The following is a 20,044-nucleotide window of genomic DNA, read 5'->3' on the forward strand; positions in this document are numbered from 1 at the left end:
GGAAGCTACAGCCCCGACGGCGCGCGTCAAGATGGGTTGGGATGAGGAGAGGCGGCATCGCCTCTCCTCATCCCGCTCGTGCGGTGTGCCGCGGACGCCGGCTTCGTCGGGCCGTGTATGCCGCGCGGCAAGGCGTTGTGGACCCGCCATATTTGTCCTAGTCTGCGGCGCATGGACGATCAGGAAACCGGCCCGCTCAAGAGCATCGCCGACCTGGCGCGCCTGGCCGGCGTGTCGGTGTCCACCGTGTCGCGGGCGCTGACGGGCAAGGGGGCGCTGAGCAAGGGGACGCGCGGCCGGATTCAGGCGCTGGCCGACCGGCACGGCTTCCGGCTCAATGTCGCCGCCCAGAATCTGCGCCTCGGTCGGACCGGGGCGATCGCGGTGCTGATGCCGCTGGGACTGGCGAGGGGTCTGCAATTGTCCGATCCCTTCCTCGTGACGATGCTCGGTTTTCTCGCCGATGCGCTGACGGATCGTGGCTATGACCTGCTGCTCTCAAGGGTATCGCCGGACCGGGACGACTGGCTGGATGCCTTCATCCGGGCCGGGCGCGCCGATGGCGTCATCATCATCGGCCAGGCGGATCAGGGCGCGGTATTGGGCCGCGTCGCCGCTCATTACCGGCCGATGGTCGTCTGGGGCGAACAGGGGGCGGGCGGCGGTCCCGCCATGGTGGGCGCTGACAATGAAGCGGGCGGGCGGCTGGCGGCGCAGCATCTGGTGGAGCGGGGGCGACGCAGCCTGGCCTTTTTCGGTGACATGGACGTGCCCGAATTCGCCGCCCGCCATGCCGGCTTCCTCGCTGGCCTGCCCGCATCCTTGCGTGGCGGCGTCGCGCTGATATGCAGTCCGCTCACGCCGGAAGCGAGTCATGCCAAGGCGCGCGACTGGTTCGCGGCCGGAAACCGCCCCGACGGCATTTTCGCCGCGTCCGACGTGGTGGCGATGAGCCTGGTCGCCGCCGCGGCGGACCATGACCTGCGCGTGCCGCAAGACCTGTCGATCATCGGCTTCGACGACATCCCGCTCGCCCGCCTGGCCCGTCCGCCGCTCACCACCGTCCGGCAGGATATAGAGGCTGGCGCACACCATCTGGTCGATCTGCTATTCCGGCGCATCGGCGGGGAAGACGCCGGATCGGTGCAGATCGCCCCCGAACTGATCGTCCGCGAAACGAGCTAAAGGCCGGCGACGATCGCTCTGGCGGCGCGGGTCACATCGTCCCAAGTCAGGTCGAACCCGGCATCGTCGCCATAATAGGGATCGACCACGCCCGTTCCTTCGCGCCCCGGCACCATATCCATTAGCAGGCGCAGGTCCGCTGTCCCGTCCGGCGGGCGGATGTGACACAGATTTTTGAGATTGTCGGCGTCGAGCGCGAAAATATGGGTGAAGCGCTGGAAATCCGCCGGTTCGACCTGCCGCCCCCGATAGCCGCCAATGTCGATGCCATGGCGCAACGCCACCGCCTGCGCCCGGCGGTCGGGCGGGTGGCCTACATGCCAGTCGCCGGTCCCGGCCGAATCGACGGTCATATCGACGCCTGTCTTCGCTGCCTCTGCTCTGAGCGCGGCTTCGGCCAAGGGCGAGCGGCAGATATTGCCAAGACAGACGAAAAGGACGGAGGCGGCCGTCATCCATCCGCCGCCGCGGTGGAGAGGCCAAGACCCGGCACGCCGATCGAGCGCTTGCCCGAAAAATCGGTGCGGGCGACGATGACGCCAAGTTTTTCCATATAGTCGATCAGCCGCCGCACCCGCCCCGGCGAACTGGTGCCATAGGCGCGGGCCAGAAGCGCGTCATCGGGGCAGGGAAGGCCCGCCATCGCGGCGCGCGCGATCAGCAGGAAGGGGGCGAGCATATCCTCCGGCAGAGGCTCCGCCGCCTGCATCGCATCGGCCCAGCGCGGATCATGCGCATCGGCCATCCCGGCCTGCGCCATGGCGAAGCGCTTGCGAAAGGCGGGCAGGTCGAGCGGGGGCGTGCGCAGCCCCTTCATCCGGCAGCGCACGCCGAAATCCTGATACAGCGTCGAAACGCTGGGGGCCGAGTCGCCCAGATCGGCGACGATCTCGTCCAGCACGGCGATCACCACCGGTTCGTTCTGGCCGAAATCCAGTTCCGGCGCGGCGGGCCGGGCCGATGGGGTATCGGCGAGCGCGCGAATGATCTCCTCGGCCGGGCGGGGCGGGGGATCGGCGCGCGTCGGCGGAGGGGGCGGCATATCCTCCTCGCCGCGGGCGAACAATAATTCCTGTAAATCCTCGCCGCTGGTGGTGGGCGGGGCGATCAGCTTGTGCGCGCCGCCCCGCGTGCCGGTCTGCACCGCGCCGATCTTCACATTGACCGGCCGACGCGCGATCGCTGGGCCAAGGCCCAGAAAGCGCCCGCGCTCCAGATCGCGAATCTGCTCCGCCTGCCGCCGCTCCATGCCCAGCAGGTCGGCGGCGCGGGCCATGTCGATATCCAGGAAGGTGCGGCCCATCAGGAAGTTGGAGGCTTCGGCCGCGACATTCTTGGCGAGTTTCGCCAGCCGCTGGGTCGCGATCACGCCCGCAAGCCCCCGTTTGCGCCCCCGGCACATCAGGTTGGTCATGGCGGCCAGGCTCAGCCGCCGCGCTTCGTCCGACACGTCGCCGGCCGATACCGGGGCGAACATTTGCGCCTCGTCCACCACCACCAGCGCGGGATACCAATGGTCGCGCGGCGCATCGAACAGGGTCGACAGGAAGGTCGCGGCGCATTTCATCTGCGCCTCCAGCTCCAGCGATTCCAGGCTCAGCACCACCGAGGCGCGATGTTCGCGGATGCGCATCGCCATCTTGACGATCTCGCGCTCATTATAGTCGCCCGCATCGATCACGATATGGCCATAGGCGTCGGCCAGCGTGACGAAATCGCCCTCCGGATCGATCACCACCTGCTGCACCATCGGCGCGGATTCTTCAAGCAGGCGACGCAGCAGATGCGACTTGCCCGACCCCGAATTGCCCTGAACGAGCAGCCGGGTGGCGAGCAATTCCTCGACATCGACCAGCACGTCCTTGCCGTGGCTGTCGGTCCCTATGCTGATGCTGGCGGTCACGATCGCGTCTTTGGCGCAGGGGGTGGGGGAGCGCAAGGGGGGGGCGGTGATGTCGGCTATGGTGACCTACGTTCCCATCAGCAACCTCCGCTTGACCCTTCCCCTGTTGCAATGCAGCATCCTTGCCATGGCGACTCTTTCCCCCTCCCCGTCCGCTCCGGCGATCACGCAAAATCCCGACATTCGCTATCTGGGGCGGCTGCTGGGCGATGTCATCCGCGCTTATGGGGGGGAGAAGCTTTATAAGCAGACCGAATATATCCGATCGGCCTCGGTCGACCGGGCGCGGGGATTGCAGGGGGCGGACCTGACCGATAGCGGGCTGGACGCGCTCGATCTGGACGATACGCTCAATTTCACCCGCGGTTTCATGCTGTTTTCGATGCTCGCCAACCTGGCCGAGGATCGGCAGGGGGTGGCGGCGGAGCCGGGCGCGGATGTGGCGTCGGCGGTCGCGCGGCTGGAATCGCATGGCATCGACAAGGATGCGGTGCTGGGCCTGCTGGCGCACAGCCTGATGGTGCCGGTCCTGACCGCCCACCCGACCGAGGTGCGGCGCAAGAGCATGATCGACCACAAGAATCGCATCGCCGACCTGATGCACCTCAAGGATGCCGGGCGGATCGAGACGGCAGAGGGCGAAAATCTGGACGAGGCGATTTTCCGCCAGATCGCCTTGTTGTGGCAGACGCGGCCGTTGCGGCGCGAGAAATTGTTCGTCGCCGACGAGATCGATAATGTGCTCGCCTATTTCCGCGACACGTTTTTGCCGGTGCTGCCCGCGCTCTATGCGCGGTGGGAGCGGGTGCTGGGCGCGCGGCCGCAAAGCTTCCTGCGGGTGGGGTCGTGGATCGGCGGCGATCGCGACGGCAATCCCTTCGTCCAGGCGCCGCAACTGGAGTTCGCACTGAAACGCGGCTGCCAGGCGGCGATCGCCTATTATCTCGACGCGCTCCATGCGCTGGGGGCGGAACTCTCGCTCTCGACCGAACTCGCCCATGTGCCGCAGGCGGTGCTGGACCTGGCGGACGCCAGCGGCGACGCATCGCCCAGTCGCAAGGACGAACCCTATCGCCGCGCCTTGTCCGGCATCTATGCGCGGCTGGCCGCCACCTGCACCGCGCTGACCGGCGGGCAGCCGGCGCGGCCGTCGAGCCTGAAGGGGGACGCCTATGCGACACCCCAGGAGTTCCGCCGCGATCTGGTGACGGTGGCGCAGGGGCTGGCGAGCGAGGGCGACGGCGCGCTGGCGACCGGGGGGGCGCTGGGGCGGCTGATCCGCGCGGTGGAGACGTTCGGCTTTCACCTCGCCACGCTCGACATGCGCCAGAACAGCGCCGTGCATGAGCGGGTGGTGGCGGAACTGCTCAAGGCGGCGGGGGTTGAGGCGGACTATCTCGCGCTCGACGAATATGCGCGGATCGCGCTGCTGCGCCGCGAACTGGCCAGCAATCGTCCGCTGGGGTCTCGTTTTTCCGCTTATGGCGAGGAAACCACGTCCGAACTGGCGATCGTCCATGCCGCCGCGACCGCGCACCGGCTGTACGGACCGGCCTGCATCACCCATTATATCATCTCCAAGGCCGAAAGCGTGTCCGACATGCTGGAGGTCAGCATCCTGCTGAAGGAAGCGGGGCTGTGGCAGGCGGGCGTGGATGGCGCGCCGCCGCAGGCCGCGATCATGGCGATCCCGCTGTTCGAGACGATCGCCGATCTGGAGGCTGCGCCCGCCATCATGACCGCCTATTTCGGCCTGCCCGAAATCGCCGGCGTCGTGAAGGCGCGGGGCCATCAGGAAGTGATGATCGGCTATTCCGACAGCAACAAGGATGGCGGCTACATCACATCGACCTGGAGCCTGTACAAGGCGAGCCAGGCGCTGGAGCCGGTGTTCGCCGACGCCGGGGCGGCGATGCAGCTGTTCCACGGCCGCGGCGGCGCGGTGGGGCGCGGCGGCGGGTCGGCCTTCGCCGCGATCCAGGCGCAGCCGCGCGGCAGCGTGCAGGGGCGCATCCGCATCACCGAACAGGGGGAGATGATCGCCGCCAAATTCGGCTCGCGCGACGTCGCCATGACCAATTTGGAGGCGATGACCAGCGCCACCCTGCTCGCCAGCCTGGAGCCGGAGGGGATTTCCGATCGCGACGCCGCCCGGTTCAGCGCGGCGATGGACGCACTGTCGAAAAACGCCTTCGCCGCCTATCGCGACCTGGTGTACGGCACGGAGGGGTTCAAGGAGTTTTTCCGCCAGCTCACTCCGATCCAGGAGATTTCGGGCCTCAAGATCGGGTCGCGCCCCGCCAGCCGGACGAAGAGCAACGCGATCGAGGATCTGCGCGCCATCCCCTGGGTGTTCAGCTGGGCGCAGGCGCGGGTGATGCTGCCGGGCTGGTATGGCGTGGGGCAGGCGCTGGCACAGTTTGAGGACAAGGCTTTGCTGGCCGACATGGGGCAGCATTGGTCGTTCCTGAAATCCGCGCTCGCCAATCTGGAGATGGTGCTGGCCAAGTCGGACCTCGGCATCGCCGCGCGCTACCTGCCGCTGGTGGAGGACCAGGCGGCGGGCGAGGCGATGTTCGGCCGTATCCGCGAGGGGTGGCAACAGGCGCATGACGGACTGCTGGCCGCGACCGGCCAGTCGCGGCTGCTGGAGAAGAATCCGGCGCTGGACGCCTCCATCCGGTTGCGCCTGCCCTATATCGAGCCGCTGAACCTGCTCCAGGTGGAATTGCTCAAACGCCATCGCGCGGGCGAGGATGATCCGCGGATCAAGGAGGGGATCGAATTGTCGATCAACGCGATCGCGACGGCGCTGCGCAATAGCGGGTAGGCAAAGAAAGCTAACGCCAACGCCGTTCGCCCTACACCAGCCCCAGCTTGCTCAATTCCCCCAGCAAAGCGGCGGGCATGGGGTTCAGGTCGTCAGCCTCGCTCCCGTCCAAGTCGGGCGGGGCATCCGCATCCTCCAGATAGCGCCAGCCCTGATGCGCGCGCTTGGGCTTGGCGCGGACCGGGATCAGGCGCGGTTCCAGCCGGATCCAGTGGCGGCCCTGGCCTGTTTCCTCAAAGCCCAGGATCGGGCTGCGGCCGACCAGCATATGGCCGTGAATCCAGTAGAGCGACCCGCCCGCCATCTCCTCCACCCGCTTGGGCAGGTAACGGGTCGTGAGCCGTGCTTCGCCCGCATGGCTTTCCAGCCAGGCGCGCAAGGATGCGGGGCTTTCGCTGCGGAAGGCGATCTTGGTCATGTGGAGCGGCATGGGTCAGCACATGGGCGGCCGAAGCCGCCAGATCAATGCATCATCAGGTCAGGAAGAGCGTAGCCAGCCCCAAAAAGGTCAAGAAGCCCAGCGAATCGGTCATCATCGTCACGAACACGGCCGAGGATATGGCTGGATCGATGTTACGCCGGTCGAGCGTCACGGGAATCAGCACGCCCGCCAGACCCGCCACCATATTGTTGATGAGGATCGCGGTGGCGAACACCAGCGACAGGCCAAGCTGGCCGTAGATCAGATAGGAACCGATGCCGATCAGCACGCCCAGCACCGATCCATTGGTCGCGGCGATGCGAAATTCCCGCACGATCATGCGCAATGTGTTGGAACTGGTGACCTGATTGGTGGCGATGGCGCGCACCATGACCGCCAGCGTCTGCGTGCCCGCATTGCCGCCCATGCCCGACACGATGCCCATCAGCGCGGCCAGCATCGCCAGATGTTCGATCGTATCTTCGAACAGGCCCACCACCGACGCGGCGACCATGGCGGTGCCCAGATTGACGACCAGCCAGACCAGGCGGGTGCGCACCGTCATCAGGATCGGCTGGTTGATGTCGCCTTCGCCCGCGCCCGACAGGCGGAGTATGTCTTCGCCCGCTTCCTCGGCGATGATGTGGACGACGTCATCGACCGTGATCATGCCGACCAGACGGCCCGCCGAATCCACCACGGCGGCGGAGATCAGCGCATATTTCTGGAAGCGCAGCGCGACTTCTTCCTGATCCATGTCGACCGGGATCAGCGTCTGTTCGCGCTTCATCAGGTCGGTCATGGCGATGCCGCGGGGGCAGGTCAGAATCCAGCTAAGCTGGCAATAGCCGATCGGCCGATGGGCCGCATCGACGATATAGATTTCCCAGAAATCCTGCGTCAGGTCGGCATTGTCGCGCAGATAGTCGATCACCTGACCGACCGTCATATGCGCCGGCACCGCGACCAGATCGCGCTGCATCAGGCGACCGGCGGATTCTTCCGGGTAGGACAGCGCGCTTTCGATCGCGGCGCGGTCTTCGGGGTCGAGCGCGTCAAGGACGGCCTGCTGGTCGGCCTCCTCCATATCCTCGATCATCGCGACGGCGTCGTCGGTATCGAGTTCGGCGGCGAATTCGGCGACCTGTTCGGGCGCCAGCGCGCCGATCAGGTCGTCGCGGACATAGTCGTTAAGTTCCGACAGAACTTCCGCGCCGACCAAGTCGCCCAGCGCAGAGGCGACATCGGCGCGCCGGTCCGACGGCGTCAGTTCCAGAAGGTCGGCAATGTCGGCCGGGTGGAGCGGCGACACCAGGTCGCGCGCGGTTTCACTGTCGCCATCCTCCACCGCGTCAAGCACGGAGGACAGGAATTCGGGCTTCAGCCGATCATCCTCGTCCAGGCCTGTTTCAGCCTGTTCAAGGATCGTTTCATCGTCCGTGTCGTCCCCACGCAACAGGGGGTCGGCTGGATCGCCGCGCTCGCTCATGGCGCCCCCTACTGTCCGGTTCCTGTAACATGGCGGATGCTTTCGCCCATGCAACATGGAATTGCAATGGGGTGACGGGCGGTTGACGCCTTCTCCACAAGAAACTTCCATCCCCTTTTGAAGCCTCTATATGGGGGGCATCACCCCTTCCCACATGAGAGGATGCTTCATGGCCGACGAAACCCTTACCCTTACCCTCGACAGCGGCGGCGACGTCGTGATCAAGCTGCGCCCCGACCTGGCCCCTGGCCATGTCGCGCGCATCGTGGAAAACGCCAAGGAAGGCTTTTATGACGGCGTGGTCTTCCACCGCGTCATCCCCGGCTTCATGGCGCAGGGCGGCGATCCGACCGGCACCGGCATGGGCGGCCACCCCAACAAGCCCGACATCAAGGCCGAATTCAGCCGTGAAAAGCATATCCGCGGCGTCTGCTCGATGGCCCGTTCGTCGAATCCGAACAGCGCCAACAGCCAGTTCTTCATCTGCTTCGACGACGCCACCTTCCTGGACGGTCAATATACCGTCTGGGGCGAAGTGACGTCGGGCATGGAATATGTCGACGCCTTGCCCAAGGGCGAGCCGCCGCGCACGCCGGGCAAGATCGTCACGGCGACCGTCGCCTGAGATCAGCCTGACATCGGATAGGAAAAGGCGTCCTGTCGCAAAGACCGGGCGTCTTTTTTACAGGCGGTGACGAATCATCGGGATTGCGAGCGGAAGGCGGTGCGCCGATCGATCCGGCAATCACCTTGCCGGCCTCTACGGTCGTTTCGCCATCCCGTCGGTCACCGAAATGGCCTGCGCCTCCGTGCCGTTATCCGCACCGGGCGCATCCACCGGCGGCTGATAAGCCCCGATCGTTTCGATATGCCAGCGCCGTTGTTCCTGCGTCGATCCGGGGACGTCATCGACGCGGCGCAACACCACCTGCCGCAGCACATGCCAGGGCCGGCCATTGGCGGCGATGCGCCCATAGACCTGCACCGGCACTGTCACATGCATCGATCCGGCCGTCCCTTCCGGGTCGGATGGCGCGCCGACATTGGCGTGAATCTCGCTAAAGCCGCGAAAGCGCGCGGCGAAATGGGCGTCGTCCTGCAATCCGATCGCGCCTGCGGGATTCCACAGATCCTGCGCATCCTCGAACCGCTTTTCCTCCAGCAGGCCATAATAGCCCTGCACCACCTGCGCCGCGCCCTGCGCGCTGTCGGGGTCGATCGATCCTTCGGCGATCGGGGCGGGATCGACGGGCAAACCGCCCGGCGCGCCGGGGGCGGGCGGGTTGAGCGGCTCCATCACCGCCATCGCTTCGGCGCGAAACTGGTTTTCCACCTGCGCGGCATTGGCGCCATTGGCCAGATTGTCGATCGCGCTCTCCTCCCGCCCGTCGCAGGCGACGACGAGCAGGAGGGACAACAGGGCGGCGGTCTTGATCGCTGCCCGCATCAGTTCGGACGGACCCGCGCCGCCGGTTCGCGCCCGCGCGTCACGCGGCCCGCGCCACCCCAGTCGCGCTGCGGGCGCGGCTGGCTGACCTGCGGTCGCGACGGGCGGGGTTGAGGTTGCGCCTGTGGTCGGGTTTGGGGTTGGCGCAGGCCCGGCTGCGGCGTGGGTCGCGCGCCATCGCCCCGGCCGCGGTCATTGCCGCGCCACTGGTTGCGGTCGCGACCCTGGCCATCATTGCGATCCCGTCCCCAATTGCGATCGCCGCGGTCTCGATCCCGGTCGCCGCCCTGGGGCGGACGGGTCCAGTTGCCATTGCCCGGTTGCCGATCGCGATCGCGCCAAGTGCCGTCCCGATCGCGATCCCGGCCGCGCCAGCGACCATCGTCGCCGCGTTCGGTCCGACGGCCTTCCCAATACCGGCGTTGCCCGTCATTCCAGCGGTGGCGTCGACCGCCGCGGTCATAGACATAATAGCCGTTGCCGGGATAATAATAATTGTCGTACCAACCGCCAAAACCACCGGGCTGATAATAGCCCGACGGCCCATAATAGCCGTCTCCATAATAGCCGCCATTGCCATAATAGCCGCTACCCACGCTGACGCCGCCATAGCCATAGCCGTCATCATAGGCGCAACCACCCAGGGTCAGCGCGCCTGCAAGTCCGATTACCGCCAGGAACCGATGTCGGATGCCCGTCATCGCCTTTCTCCTCATCTCCATCTGATCCTTTGCTTAACGCGGCCCGGTTGAATTGGTTGTGAATGGATTATCCTTTCCGCACCAGCGTTTATCGCAGGTTCAGAAATGTCGGCTTTTGTTCATCGGGGCGACAGAAAGCGTGTTCTTTCCGTCACATAATCGCCTTTCGGCCAGCTTTTGTGAATTGTTCAGGAAACCTTCCGGCCGGTCCGGTCATTCTTTCCCCTGTCGATCGCAGCTTTAAGCGCTCGCATCGGCCCGGCGGGTCCAAACCGCCGCTGAACAAATCCACAATAGACAAAGGGTCACCCCCATGAAGACACTGCTTTTTTCGGCAGCCGCCGCCGCGTCCTTGTTGCCTGCCGCCGCCATGGCGCAAGATGACGCCGGTTCGTCCACCCGCCGCATCGAACCCTATGTCGGCGTGATGGGTGGCGTGCATAATTATGACAGCGAAACCAGCAAGGAAGGCATCCCGCCGGTCGGTTACAAAGGCCGCATGGTCGAAGGCGTGGCAGGCGTGAACGTCAATGTCGCAGGGCCGCTGGTGCTGGGCGTCGAGGGCACCGCGTCCAAGGGCGTGTCGGGCGACATCGACTGGGAATATGGCGCCGCGGGCCGGGTCGGCGTGAAGGCGGGCAAGGACAGCATGATCTTCACCAAGGTCGGCTATCAGTGGACCAATTTCGACGCGCTCGGCAAGGATAGCCGCGACTATCACGGCATGACCTATGGCGCCGGCGTCGAACTGTCGCCCGCCGACATGGGCGGTTCGGCCCAGAGCAGCAATATCCGCCTGCGCGTGCAGGCCGATACGACCGGCGATTTCCACTCGATCCGCCCGATGGCGGGCGTCGTCGCAAAATTCTGAATAATGGGCGGGCGGGTGCCATGCCCGCCCCGCCTTTGAGTCAGCTTCCGAACGGAAGTTGGGGTGCGGAGCGGCTTCTTTGGACTGTAGCCGTTCCGCATTCCCCGCTCAGGCCAGTGTCTTCACCCGCTCGCCAATAGCGCGCAGGTCCTCGATAAAGCGGGCCTGCTCCTCCGCCCGGCGACCCTCGTCCGGCAGGCGCAGCACATAGCTCGGATGCACCGTCACCCAGCCCTCCGCACCGCCATCGAGCGCGATCGCCTCACCCCGTGTCCGGCTGATCGTCACCGCCTTGCCCAGCATCGCGCGCGCGGCGGACGCGCCCAGCGCGACGATGATGCGCGGGCGGACCAGATCGATCTCTTGGTTCAGCCACCAGCGGCACGCTTCGATCTCGCCAGCGTCGGGTGATTGATGCAGGCGGCGTTTCCCTCGCCTCTCAAACTTGAAATGCTTGACCGCATTGGTGACGTAAGCGCGCGATCGGTCGACGCCCGCCGCCGCCAACGACCGGTCGAACAATTGCCCCGCCGGTCCGACGAACGGCCGCCCGGCCAGATCCTCCTGATCGCCAGGCTGTTCGCCGATGAAGAACAGGGGCGCGTCGAGCGGTCCTTCGCCGAACACCGTCTGCGTGGCGTTCCGATGCAACGGGCAGCGGGTGCAGGTCTTCGCCTCGCTGCGAACCGCCGCCCAGACGGCGGCGGCATTGCCCTGGCGCTTGGGCGGCGCTTTTTCGGGCAGGGGGGGCGTGGCGATCATGGCCGCCTCGCGCGCCTGCGCCCCGGCGATAAGGTCGGGGATAAGCGCGGCTTCGGGCAGGTTGCGCCAATATTTTTTCGGCATTTCGGACAGCATGGCCCCGGTCTTGAGCCGGGCCGGATTGAAAATCGCGGCATAATAGCCCTTCCACATCTCCTCGACCGGATCGTCGGCGGGTGCGCCGGCGCGGCTGGCGCCCGGTCCCTCGGTCAAGACGTCGCCGTCCCAATGGATGCTGGCCGCCGGCGTCAGGATCGACCAGCGCATGGACGCGAAGCGGCGCATGAAAAAGCCCGCATTGGCGCGGACGATATGATGATCGGGTTCGAACCAGGCGACGAAGCGCAGCCCAATATTATCCTCTAACGCACGGAACCGGACGAAAGCGCGCATCTTGTGGATGTCGCGCCGCACCGCCTTGGCCAGCATATCGACCCGCCGCAGCAGCGGATCGGCCTTGTCCTCCATCCGCCCCGGCCGATCGCGCAGCCGGCGCAGCAGCGCATAGAGCAGGGCGAAGCGTTCGGGGTCGCTATGCAGGATCGCGCTTTGCGCAAGATCGACGAAAGCGCGCGGCACGGAAAAGGCTGCGCCGGGACGTTCAGGGGGCAGGGGCGCATCGCCGAACAGATCGCCGCCCGCGTCCCCCACCTGCCAGACGATGTCGGCGGGATCGACGCCCTGCATCGCCAAGCGCCGCGCTGCTGACCGCCAGCCGTCGAAATCGTCCGGGGCGGTCAGTGCGATGCGATACATAGCGTCCGATCCACGCGCGACACCGGCGGCGGGCCGATTGCAGCTTCGGCCTTCAGTCCTCGGCCTGCGCGCGCTCCAGTTCGGCCGGCTTGCGCTTGGCGAACAGCTTGCCCAGTCGATCCTCGTCCTGCGCCGTCAATTCCTTGGCGGCGTCGGGGAACATCTCCTCCTCTTCCTCCTCGATATGGTGGAGGTAGCGCTTCTTCATCTCGGCGAATTTCTTGCGCCATGCCTCGCCGTTGAATTTTAGCGCGTCCAGCTCTTCGAGATAATCGTCTATCTCCTTGTGCTCGGATACGCTGTGCTGCGCATCCTCGCGCAGGTCCGGGCGGGCCAGCATGGTGGCGTAGAGGGTTTCCTCCTCTGCGGCGGCATGGGCTGACACTTCGACCTTGAACTGCTCGAACAGCTTTTCCAGCCGGTCCTCGTTCTTTTCGCGCTCCGCGTCGGCCATCTTGTCGAACAACTGGCGATGGGTGTCGTGATCCTGCTTCAGGCGGTCGAAAATATTGGCGTCGGCCATGATTGGTCCTCCTCTTTCGAGGACAGACAACGACAGGCGCGGCAATTGGCTCCCGCCAAAAAGCCGACCGATATTCAGCCGAACAGAAAGCGGAAGATGATCGCGACCGGAATCCAGAGCAGCGCCCCCAACAGGCTGGCGGCCCACAGTTGCGCCACGTCGCGACGGAAGCGCACGGCAAGGCCGCTGTCGGGCAGGCCGCCCCGTTCCAGCAACTGCCAGCGCCGTTCCAGTCCGCGCGCGGCCACGGCATAGCCGCCAATCGCGACGATGACGCCCAGATGCAGGACGAGCGAGCCGCCGGTCTTGGCGACGATGCCGATCTGAAGCAGGCAGAAGACAACCAGCGACGCCGCCAGATGCGTGCTGATCCGCTTCGCAAACGCCTTGCGCTGATATGTGCGATTGCCGAGCGCCGTCGCCAAAGCCTCGAACTCCTTGCTTGACCCTGACGACAGAATTTCACGAGTCGCGGCATGGATCAACCGTAAATCGGCGTTCAGGCGAACAAATCCAGCTGCTGCGCGGGCGGCGCGACCCGCGCGCGCAGGTCGGCGCTGTCGATCAGCGCCAGGGGTCGCCAATCCGCCGCGATCAGGAAGGGGCGCAGCTTCCTGATGGATGTCGTCAGACGCGCGACATCGTCCAGCCGCAGGCGGCGATGGCGGCGGCTCGACAGGATACGATCCACCGCTTTCACCCCCAGGCCCGGTACTCGCAACAGCGCCTCGCGCGGAGCGCGGTTGACATCGACCGGGAAGGTCGCGCGATGGTTGAGCGCCCAGGCGAGCTTGGGATCGATGTCGAGCGGCAGGCAGCCCGTCGCCGCATCCGTCGCGGCGGCGATCTCCTGCGCGTCATAGCCATAGAATCGGATCATCCAGTCGGACTGGTAGAGCCGATGTTCGCGCAGCAATGGCGGGCGCTTGAGCGGCAGCACCGCGCTGGGCGAGGGGATGGGGGAGAAGGCGCTGTAATAGACGCGGCGCAGCTTGTGCCGGTCATACAGGCTGCTGGCCCGCGCGATGATCGCCCGGTCGTCGGCCGCGTCGGCGCCCACGATCATCTGGGTCGATTGGCCGGCGGGGGCAAAATGCGGCGCGCTCTTATATTTGCGGCGGGCGTCCTGCCCATCCTCCATGTCGCTGCGCAACCGGCTCATCGCCCCTTCGATCCGCACCCCATTTTTTTCCGGGGCCAGCCGCTTGAGGCCGCTTTCGGTCGGCAACTCGACATTGATCGACAGGCGATCGGCATGGAGCCCTGCCTGGTGGATCAACGCCGGGTCGGCGTCGGGAATGGTCTTGAGATGGATATAGCCGCGAAAATGATGGTCCTCGCGCAGCGATCGCGCCACCTCGACCATCTGCTCCATCGTATAGTCGGACGAGCGGATGATGCCCGACGACAGGAAAAGCCCCTCGATATAATTACGGCGGTAGAAGCTCAGGGTCAGGTCCACCACCTCCTGCGCGGTGAAGCGGGCGCGGCGGACATCGCTGGACCGGCGGTTGATGCAATAATGGCAATCGAAGATGCAACTGTTGGTCAGCAATATCTTGAGCAGCGAAATGCAGCGGCCGTCGGGCGCATAGGCGTGACAGATGCCCATGCCCTCGGTCGATCCGATCCCCTTGCCGCTGCGGCTGTCGCGCCTGGTGGTGCCCGACGAAGCGCAGGACGCATCATATTTGGCGGCGTCGGCGAGGATTTCGAGTTTCGAACGGGTGGAAAGCTGGGCCATATCGTTCCTGATATGTTCGTGTAAGGCGCTTGTCCACAATCTCGATCAGTCCTGCCCCAAGGATCAGGGGGCCGGGAGGGGGCCGGGCAAGAAAGCTGGCGCGCGCGGCTAACCATGCTATGCGCGTCGCCATGCACAGTAGTAGCGGTTCCGTCGACGTCGACGGCTTCACATATGAATGGGAATTGCGGCGCGAGCCGCAGTGGAGCGACATCGACGGGTGGAAAGGCATGGCCATCGCCCTGTTGCAGAAGGATATGCAGCGCGGCGCGTTGCTGGAATTTCCCCCGCCCAAACGGCTGCTCAAGGGATTGCAGCGCGGCCGGCTCCAGATCAACGATGCGATGATCGCGCGCGGCATCCGCGCCGCTCTGGAGGCGGGCTGGGAACCCGGATCGCGCGGCAAGCCGATGGTGTTCACGGTCGACGCCGACGGCAACTGATCGCCGCTGGCGCGACCTGCCAGCGCTTGCGGCTCCCGCGCAGTCGTTCGTTATGTCAAAAGGGCGAAGCGAACAGGGAGACAGGCGAGTGGACAGGCGCGCATTTCTGGGCCGGGGCATGGGCGGCATGGCGGCGCTGTCGCTGGGGACGGCGGGCCGCACGGCGAATCTGTGCGAGGGGATGCCGCCGCCGATCCGCGCCACCCCCGATCGCCTGTTTCGCGTCACCGTCTGCCTGCGCCCTTTCCGCGCCGCCGGGCCGCGGATCGAGGTGGAGCGGGTCGGGGCCAAGCGGGTGGTGCATAATTATGGCCATGGCGGCAGCGGCTGGTCGCTATCCTGGGGATCGGCGCAGGTCGCGGTCGGCATGGCGCTGGCGGACGGAGTGCGCGACGTTGCGGTGATCGGCGCGGGCGCGCTGGGCCTGACCGCCGCGCTCACCGCCCAGCGCGCCGGGGCCGACGTCACCATCTATGCCAAAGAGCAATTTCCCTATGTCCGCTCCGCCCGCGCGACCGGCGGCTGGACGCCCGACAGCCGGATCGCGATGCAGAAGGCGGTCGATCCGGGCTTCGGCGACCGGTGGGAGGCGATGGCCCGTGCGTCTTTCACCATGCACCAGAGCTATCTGGGCCTGCCCGGCGACCCGGTCGAATGGACCGACCGCTACATTCTGTCGGACACGCCCTTCACCGAACGGGTGCGACACGCGCCGACAGGCGAGCATCCCGATGAATTTCTCCGCCTCGAACAGCGACTGGCCGACATCACCCCACGCTCGGTCGAACTGGCGCCCGGCGCCCACCCCTTCCGCCCGGCCTATGCCCGACGCGGCAGCGGCCTGACCTTCAACGTCGCCGACCTGGCCCATCAACTCATGGCCGATTTCCGGCTGGCGGGGGGCAAGGTCGTACCTATGGAACTGCACGATCCCAATGACGTGACGAAGCTGCGCCAGAAATCGATCATCAACTGCACCGGCTATGGCGCCCGCGCGCTGTGGCGGGATGAGAGCATCGTGCCGGTCCGCGGCCAGATCGCCTGGCTGATCCCGCAGGCGGGCGCGACCTACGGCGTCTATTATGGCTCGCTATCCATGCTCGCCCGGCGCGACGGCATCGTCGTGCAGGAAGTCGGGGCCGACGAATGGTTCGGCTATAATGACGCAAACGAAGAACCGGATTACGCAGCGGCCCAGGCGTCGGTGCTGCAACTGGCGCAATTCTGGGCGGACGGTAAGGGGGCGTAACAGGGAGGGAGCGGGGTATCCGCATTTCTCCGTCATCCCGGCCTTTGCTGAATGACGGTATTGGATGATGGCCAATGGTCCCTGATGCTTTCCACCCGTCTCTTGCCATTCCACCCCCGCGCCGCCATCACCTGCGCCCATGACCTGGCATTTCTGGATCGACCGCGGCGGCACCTTCACCGATGTGGTGGCGCGCGCGCCCGATGGGCGGCTGCACACCGCCAAATTGCTGTCGAGCGACCCGGAACGCTATGCCGATGCGGCGGTCGAAGCCGTGCGGCGGCTGACCGGCTCTGGTGAAGGGCCGATCCCGCCCTGCGTCCTGCGCATCGGCACCACCATCGCCACCAATGCGCTGCTGGAGCGCAAGGGCGAGCCGGTGCTGCTGGCGATCACGCGCGGGTTCCGCGACGCGATCCGCATCGGCACGCAGGAACGGCCGGACCTGTTCGCGCGCCGCATCCGCCTGCCCGATCCGCTCCACGCCGATGTGGTCGAGGTGGACGAGCGGCTGATGGCCGACGGCACGGTGCGCGTGGCGCTGGACGAAAGCGCCGCGCGCGCCGCGTTGCAGGGCGCTTATGACAAGGGGTTGCGCGCCGTCGCGATCGTGCTGATGCACGGCTATCTCTACCCGGATCACGAACGGGCGCTGGCGCGGATCGCGGCCGATATCGGCTTCACCCAGATCAGCGCCAGCCATGATGTCGCCCCCCTCATCAAGCTGGTCGGGCGCGGCGATACGACGCTGGCCGACGCCTATCTCTCGCCGGTGCTGCGCGCCTATGTCGATGGCTTGCGCGATGCGCTGGGCGATCAGGCAGAGATGCTTTTCATGCAGTCGAGCGGCGGCCTGACCGACGGCGCGCTGTTCCGGGGCAAAGATGCGGTGCTGTCCGGCCCGGCCGGCGGCATCGTCGGTTTGGCACGAACGGCAGAGCAGGCGGGCTTCACCGAGGTCATCGGCTTCGACATGGGTGGCACCTCGACCGATGTGTCGCACTATGCCGGCGTCTATGAGCGTGACAATGAGGCGCGGGTGGCGGGGGTGCGCCTGCGCGCGCCGATGATGCGCATCCATACCATCGCGGCGGGCGGCGGCTCCGTCTGTTCGTTCCTGGACGGGCGTTTCCGTGTCGGCCCGGAAAGCGCGGGCGCGGTGCCGGGGCCTGCCTGCTACCGGCGCGGCGGGCCGCTCACCATCACCGACTGCAACGTCCTGTTGGGCAAGGTCCAGCCGGATCATTTCCCCAGCCTGTTCGGCCCGAACGGCGACCAGCCGCTCGACCGCCAAGCGGTGGAGGCGCGCTTCGCCGCCCTCTGCGCGCAGGTGGAGGCGGAGACCGGCCGCGCCATGACGCCGCGCGACGCCGCGCAGGGCTTCGTCGCGGTCGCCGTCGCCAGCATGGCCAATGCGATCAAGCGCATATCGGTCGCGCGCGGCCATGACGTCGCCCGCTACACGCTCGCCAGCTTCGGCGGGGCGGGCGGGCAACATGCCTGCCTGGTCGCCGACGCGCTGGGCATGGACCGGGTGATGATCCATCCGCTGGGCGGCGTGTTGTCCGCTTATGGCATGGGCTTGGCTGATCGGCGGGCGGTGCGGGAGAAGACGATCGCGCTGCCATTAGGTGACGATGGGCTGGACGCGGCGCTCGCCACCCTAGCCGCCGACGCCCGCGCCGACCTGCCACAGGCCGACCGGATCGAAACGCTGCTGCGGCTGCGCTATGATGGCGCCGACAGCCTGTTCGACGTGCCGCTGGGGGATGTGGACGCCATGCGTGCCGATTTCCTGGCCCAGCATCACGCCCGCTTCGGCTTCGCGGGCAAGGGGGGCATATTGGTTGATATGGCGCGGGTGGAGGCGATCGCATCGGCGCACGAAGCCATGGACGGCATCGCGGCGATCGCGGCGCAGGCCGCCCCGCCGCTGGCCCATGTCGACTATGCGGGCGACGCCGCGCCCGTTCATGACCGCGCCGGCCTGTCCGCCGATAGCGTCATCGACGGCCCGGCGCTCATCATCGATCCCGTCTCCACCACCGCGGTCGAACCGGGCTGGCGCGCGCGGCTCGATGGCCATGGCAATTTGATCCTCACGCGCCACATCCCACGCGCCCGGCCCGAAAGCGGCGACGCCGCCGCCGTCGATCCGGTCCGGCTGGAGGTGATGGGCGGTCTGTTCATGGCGATCGCCGAGGAAATGGGCGCCGCGCTCCAGCATAGCGCCTCCTCGGTCAATATCCGCGAGCGGCTCGATTTTTCCTGCGCGCTGTTCGACGCGGCGGGCCATCTGGTCGCCAACGCGCCGCATATGCCGGTGCATCTGGGCAGCATGGGCGACAGCATCCGCACGATCATGCGGCGGCGCGGGGTTGGCGCGGACGGTGCGCCGATCGACGGGCGCGGGATGCGGCCGGGCGACGTCTATGCCCTCAACGCCCCCTATGATGGCGGCACGCATCTGCCCGACGTCACCGTGGTGATGCCGGTGTTCGCGGGCGATCTCGTCACCCCATCCTTTTATGTCGCCGCGCGCGGCCATCATGCCGATATCGGCGGCATCACCCCCGGATCGATGCCGCCCGGCAGCACCTCCGTCGAGGAAGAGGGCATCGTCCTCGACAATATGCTGCTGGTCGATCGCGGCATGTTTCAGGAAGCTGCCATCCGCGACCTGCTCGGCGCAGGGCCATGGCCCGCGCGCAATATCGACCAGAATATCGCGGACCTCTCCGCCCAGATCGCCGCCTGCGCCAAGGGCGCGAGCGAATTGCGCCGTATCAGTGATAGTTACGGTAACGAAACAATAGCCGCCTATATGGGCCATGTGCAGGACCAGGCCGAAGCCGCCGTCCGCCGCCTGATCGATCGCCTGTCCGACGGCCACTTCACCTATGCCATGGATAGCGGTGCAACTGTCCATGTCGCTGTCCATGTCGCTCGCGCCGCCCGCGCCGCGACCATCGATTTCGCCGGGTCGTCGGCCCAATTGCCAGGCAATTTCAACGCCCCCGTCTCGGTCGTGCGCGCCGCCGTCCTCTATGTCGTGCGCACCCTGATCGATGAGGCGGTCCCGATGAACGACGGGTGCCTGAAGCCCATCACCATCCTTGTCCCCGACGGCTCCATGCTGCGCCCCCGCTATCCCGCCGCCGTGGTCGCGGGCAATGTCGAAACCAGCCAGGTGGTGACCGACGCATTGTTCGGCGCGCTGGGCGTCATGGCGGGCGCACAGGGAACGATGAACAATTTTACCTTCGGCAACGACCGCCACCAATATTATGAAACGATCGCGGGCGGCTCCGGCGCCGGTCCCGATTTCGACGGCGCCGACGTGGTCCAGACGCATATGACCAACAGCCGCCTAACCGATCCCGAAATATTGGAAACCCGATTCCCGGTGCTGCTGGAGGCATTTTCGATCCGCGCCGGATCGGGCGGGGCGGGGCGTCACCATGGCGGCAAAGGCGCGCTGCGCCGCGTCCGCTTCCTGGAGGCTATGACCGCCGGCATCCTGTCGAACCGCCGGATCGTGCCGCCCTTCGGCCTGGACGGCGGCGCGCCGGGGGACGTCGGTCGCAACCGGGTGGAGCGCGCCGACGGCAGCGTCGAACCGCTCGGCCCGACCGCTACGGCATCGCTGCGCGCGGGCGACGCCTTCGTCATCGAAACGCCGGGCGGCGGCGGCTTTGGCGATGTTGGAGACGCTTGACA

At 66.5% G+C, this 20,044-nt stretch carries 17 protein-coding genes; 7 read left to right on the top strand and 10 right to left on the bottom strand.

Annotated elements, in window-relative coordinates:
• Positions 1–171: 171 nt before the first annotated feature.
• Positions 172–1,185 carry a LacI family DNA-binding transcriptional regulator gene (locus tag EWH12_RS02700; RefSeq protein ID WP_129925619.1) on the top strand — a complete coding sequence of 338 codons (1,014 nt, stop codon included), beginning with the start codon at positions 172–174 and terminating at the stop codon, positions 1,183–1,185.
• Here the strand turns inward: EWH12_RS02700 and EWH12_RS02705 are convergent.
• Positions 1,182–1,640 carry a low molecular weight protein-tyrosine-phosphatase gene (locus EWH12_RS02705; protein ID WP_066599382.1) on the bottom strand — a complete coding sequence of 153 codons (459 nt, stop codon included), beginning with the start codon at positions 1,638–1,640 and terminating at the stop codon, positions 1,182–1,184. The genes EWH12_RS02700 and EWH12_RS02705 overlap by 4 nt on opposite strands.
• On the bottom strand, positions 1,637–3,088 hold the full coding sequence (locus tag EWH12_RS02710; protein ID WP_129925620.1) for a helicase HerA domain-containing protein: 1,452 nt from the start codon (positions 3,086–3,088) through the stop codon (positions 1,637–1,639). The genes EWH12_RS02705 and EWH12_RS02710 overlap by 4 nt, the downstream gene beginning before the upstream one ends.
• A 127-nt stretch (positions 3,089–3,215) precedes the next feature.
• On the opposite strand from EWH12_RS02710, the gene ppc reads away from it, so the two are divergent.
• The gene (gene ppc, locus EWH12_RS02715; RefSeq protein ID WP_129925621.1) at positions 3,216–5,918 is read left to right on the top strand and encodes a phosphoenolpyruvate carboxylase; all 2,703 of its coding nucleotides are present in this window, start codon (positions 3,216–3,218) and stop codon (positions 5,916–5,918) included.
• Positions 5,919–5,949: 31 nt separating this feature from the next.
• Here the strand turns inward: ppc and EWH12_RS02720 are convergent, their stop codons facing one another.
• Both EWH12_RS02720 and mgtE read right to left on the bottom strand, forming a co-directional pair.
• Positions 5,950–6,348, bottom strand: a complete 399-nt coding sequence (locus tag EWH12_RS02720) for a DUF1489 family protein (protein ID WP_129925622.1) — start codon at positions 6,346–6,348, stop codon at positions 5,950–5,952.
• Positions 6,349–6,391: 43 nt separating this feature from the next.
• The gene (mgtE, locus tag EWH12_RS02725) at positions 6,392–7,828 is read right to left on the bottom strand and encodes a magnesium transporter (protein ID WP_129925623.1); all 1,437 of its coding nucleotides are present in this window, start codon (positions 7,826–7,828) and stop codon (positions 6,392–6,394) included.
• A gap of 169 nt (positions 7,829–7,997) precedes the next feature.
• On the opposite strand from mgtE, the gene EWH12_RS02730 reads away from it, so the two are divergent.
• Positions 7,998–8,453, top strand: coding sequence for a peptidylprolyl isomerase (locus EWH12_RS02730; protein WP_129925624.1), 456 nt, complete (start codon positions 7,998–8,000; stop codon positions 8,451–8,453).
• A 135-nt stretch (positions 8,454–8,588) separates the two neighbouring features.
• On the opposite strand, the gene EWH12_RS02735 is transcribed toward EWH12_RS02730, so the two are convergent.
• A complete protein-coding gene (locus tag EWH12_RS02735) occupies positions 8,589–9,275 on the bottom strand; it encodes a hypothetical protein (RefSeq protein ID WP_129925625.1) in 687 nt (228 codons plus the stop codon).
• Positions 9,275–9,976: a peptidase gene (locus EWH12_RS02740; protein ID WP_066599406.1), complete on the bottom strand. Its 702-nt coding sequence runs from the start codon at positions 9,974–9,976 to the stop codon at positions 9,275–9,277. The genes EWH12_RS02735 and EWH12_RS02740 overlap by 1 nt, the downstream gene beginning before the upstream one ends.
• A gap of 313 nt (positions 9,977–10,289) precedes the next feature.
• Here EWH12_RS02740 and EWH12_RS02745 point away from each other — a divergent pair, with 313 nt between their 5' ends.
• On the top strand, positions 10,290–10,847 hold the full coding sequence (locus EWH12_RS02745) for an outer membrane protein (protein ID WP_129925626.1): 558 nt from the start codon (positions 10,290–10,292) through the stop codon (positions 10,845–10,847).
• Between the two features lie 108 nt (positions 10,848–10,955).
• Here the strand turns inward: EWH12_RS02745 and EWH12_RS02750 are convergent, their stop codons facing one another.
• From EWH12_RS02750 to EWH12_RS02765, 4 genes are all read right to left on the bottom strand, one after another.
• Positions 10,956–12,365 carry a UdgX family uracil-DNA binding protein gene (locus tag EWH12_RS02750; protein ID WP_129925627.1) on the bottom strand — a complete coding sequence of 470 codons (1,410 nt, stop codon included), beginning with the start codon at positions 12,363–12,365 and terminating at the stop codon, positions 10,956–10,958.
• Between the two features lie 52 nt (positions 12,366–12,417).
• Complete coding sequence (locus tag EWH12_RS02755; RefSeq protein WP_066599412.1) at positions 12,418–12,888, bottom strand: hemerythrin domain-containing protein; 471 nt, start codon at positions 12,886–12,888, stop codon at positions 12,418–12,420.
• A gap of 74 nt (positions 12,889–12,962) precedes the next feature.
• Complete coding sequence (locus EWH12_RS02760; protein ID WP_066604803.1) at positions 12,963–13,313, bottom strand: hypothetical protein; 351 nt, start codon at positions 13,311–13,313, stop codon at positions 12,963–12,965.
• 74 nt (positions 13,314–13,387) lie between these two features.
• Positions 13,388–14,632 (bottom strand): putative DNA modification/repair radical SAM protein, encoded by a 1,245-nt coding sequence (locus EWH12_RS02765; protein ID WP_129925628.1) that lies wholly within the window; start codon positions 14,630–14,632, stop codon positions 13,388–13,390.
• A 131-nt stretch (positions 14,633–14,763) separates the two neighbouring features.
• Here EWH12_RS02765 and EWH12_RS02770 point away from each other — a divergent pair, with 131 nt between their 5' ends.
• The 3 genes from EWH12_RS02770 to EWH12_RS02780 all read left to right on the top strand — a co-directional run bounded on the left by EWH12_RS02770 (position 14,764) and on the right by EWH12_RS02780 (position 20,042).
• On the top strand, positions 14,764–15,075 hold the full coding sequence (locus tag EWH12_RS02770) for a hypothetical protein (protein ID WP_242495928.1): 312 nt from the start codon (positions 14,764–14,766) through the stop codon (positions 15,073–15,075).
• Between the two features lie 88 nt (positions 15,076–15,163).
• Positions 15,164–16,324, top strand: coding sequence for an FAD-dependent oxidoreductase (locus EWH12_RS02775; protein ID WP_242495929.1), 1,161 nt, complete (start codon positions 15,164–15,166; stop codon positions 16,322–16,324).
• A 139-nt stretch (positions 16,325–16,463) separates the two neighbouring features.
• On the top strand, positions 16,464–20,042 hold the full coding sequence (locus EWH12_RS02780; protein WP_129925630.1) for a hydantoinase B/oxoprolinase family protein: 3,579 nt from the start codon (positions 16,464–16,466) through the stop codon (positions 20,040–20,042).
• Positions 20,043–20,044 lie beyond the last annotated feature (2 nt).

This window comes from Sphingobium cupriresistens (genome assembly GCF_004152865.1).
In the GTDB taxonomy this organism is placed as follows: Bacteria; Pseudomonadota; Alphaproteobacteria; order Sphingomonadales; family Sphingomonadaceae; genus Sphingobium; species Sphingobium cupriresistens.

Bases quoted from the DNA above. Each gene is read 5' to 3' on its own strand.
- EWH12_RS02705 (WP_066599382.1), bottom strand. From the start codon at position 1,640: ATGACGGCCGCCTCCGTCCTTTTCGTCTGTCTTGGCAATATCTGCCGC.
- EWH12_RS02750 (WP_129925627.1), bottom strand. From the start codon at position 12,365: ATGTATCGCATCGCACTGACCGCCCCGGACGATTTCGACGGCTGGCGG.
- EWH12_RS02735 (WP_129925625.1), bottom strand. From the start codon at position 9,275: ATGCGGGCAGCGATCAAGACCGCCGCCCTGTTGTCCCTCCTGCTCGTC.
- EWH12_RS02740 (WP_066599406.1), bottom strand. From the start codon at position 9,976: ATGACGGGCATCCGACATCGGTTCCTGGCGGTAATCGGACTTGCAGGC.
- EWH12_RS02730 (WP_129925624.1), top strand. From the start codon at position 7,998: ATGGCCGACGAAACCCTTACCCTTACCCTCGACAGCGGCGGCGACGTC.
- EWH12_RS02765 (WP_129925628.1), bottom strand. From the start codon at position 14,632: ATGGCCCAGCTTTCCACCCGTTCGAAACTCGAAATCCTCGCCGACGCC.
- EWH12_RS02755 (WP_066599412.1), bottom strand. From the start codon at position 12,888: ATGGCCGACGCCAATATTTTCGACCGCCTGAAGCAGGATCACGACACC.
- mgtE (WP_129925623.1), bottom strand. From the start codon at position 7,828: ATGAGCGAGCGCGGCGATCCAGCCGACCCCCTGTTGCGTGGGGACGAC.
- EWH12_RS02720 (WP_129925622.1), bottom strand. From the start codon at position 6,348: ATGCCGCTCCACATGACCAAGATCGCCTTCCGCAGCGAAAGCCCCGCA.
- EWH12_RS02745 (WP_129925626.1), top strand. From the start codon at position 10,290: ATGAAGACACTGCTTTTTTCGGCAGCCGCCGCCGCGTCCTTGTTGCCT.
- EWH12_RS02770 (WP_242495928.1), top strand. From the start codon at position 14,764: ATGCACAGTAGTAGCGGTTCCGTCGACGTCGACGGCTTCACATATGAA.
- EWH12_RS02700 (WP_129925619.1), top strand. From the start codon at position 172: ATGGACGATCAGGAAACCGGCCCGCTCAAGAGCATCGCCGACCTGGCG.
- ppc (WP_129925621.1), top strand. From the start codon at position 3,216: ATGGCGACTCTTTCCCCCTCCCCGTCCGCTCCGGCGATCACGCAAAAT.
- EWH12_RS02780 (WP_129925630.1), top strand. From the start codon at position 16,464: ATGACCTGGCATTTCTGGATCGACCGCGGCGGCACCTTCACCGATGTG.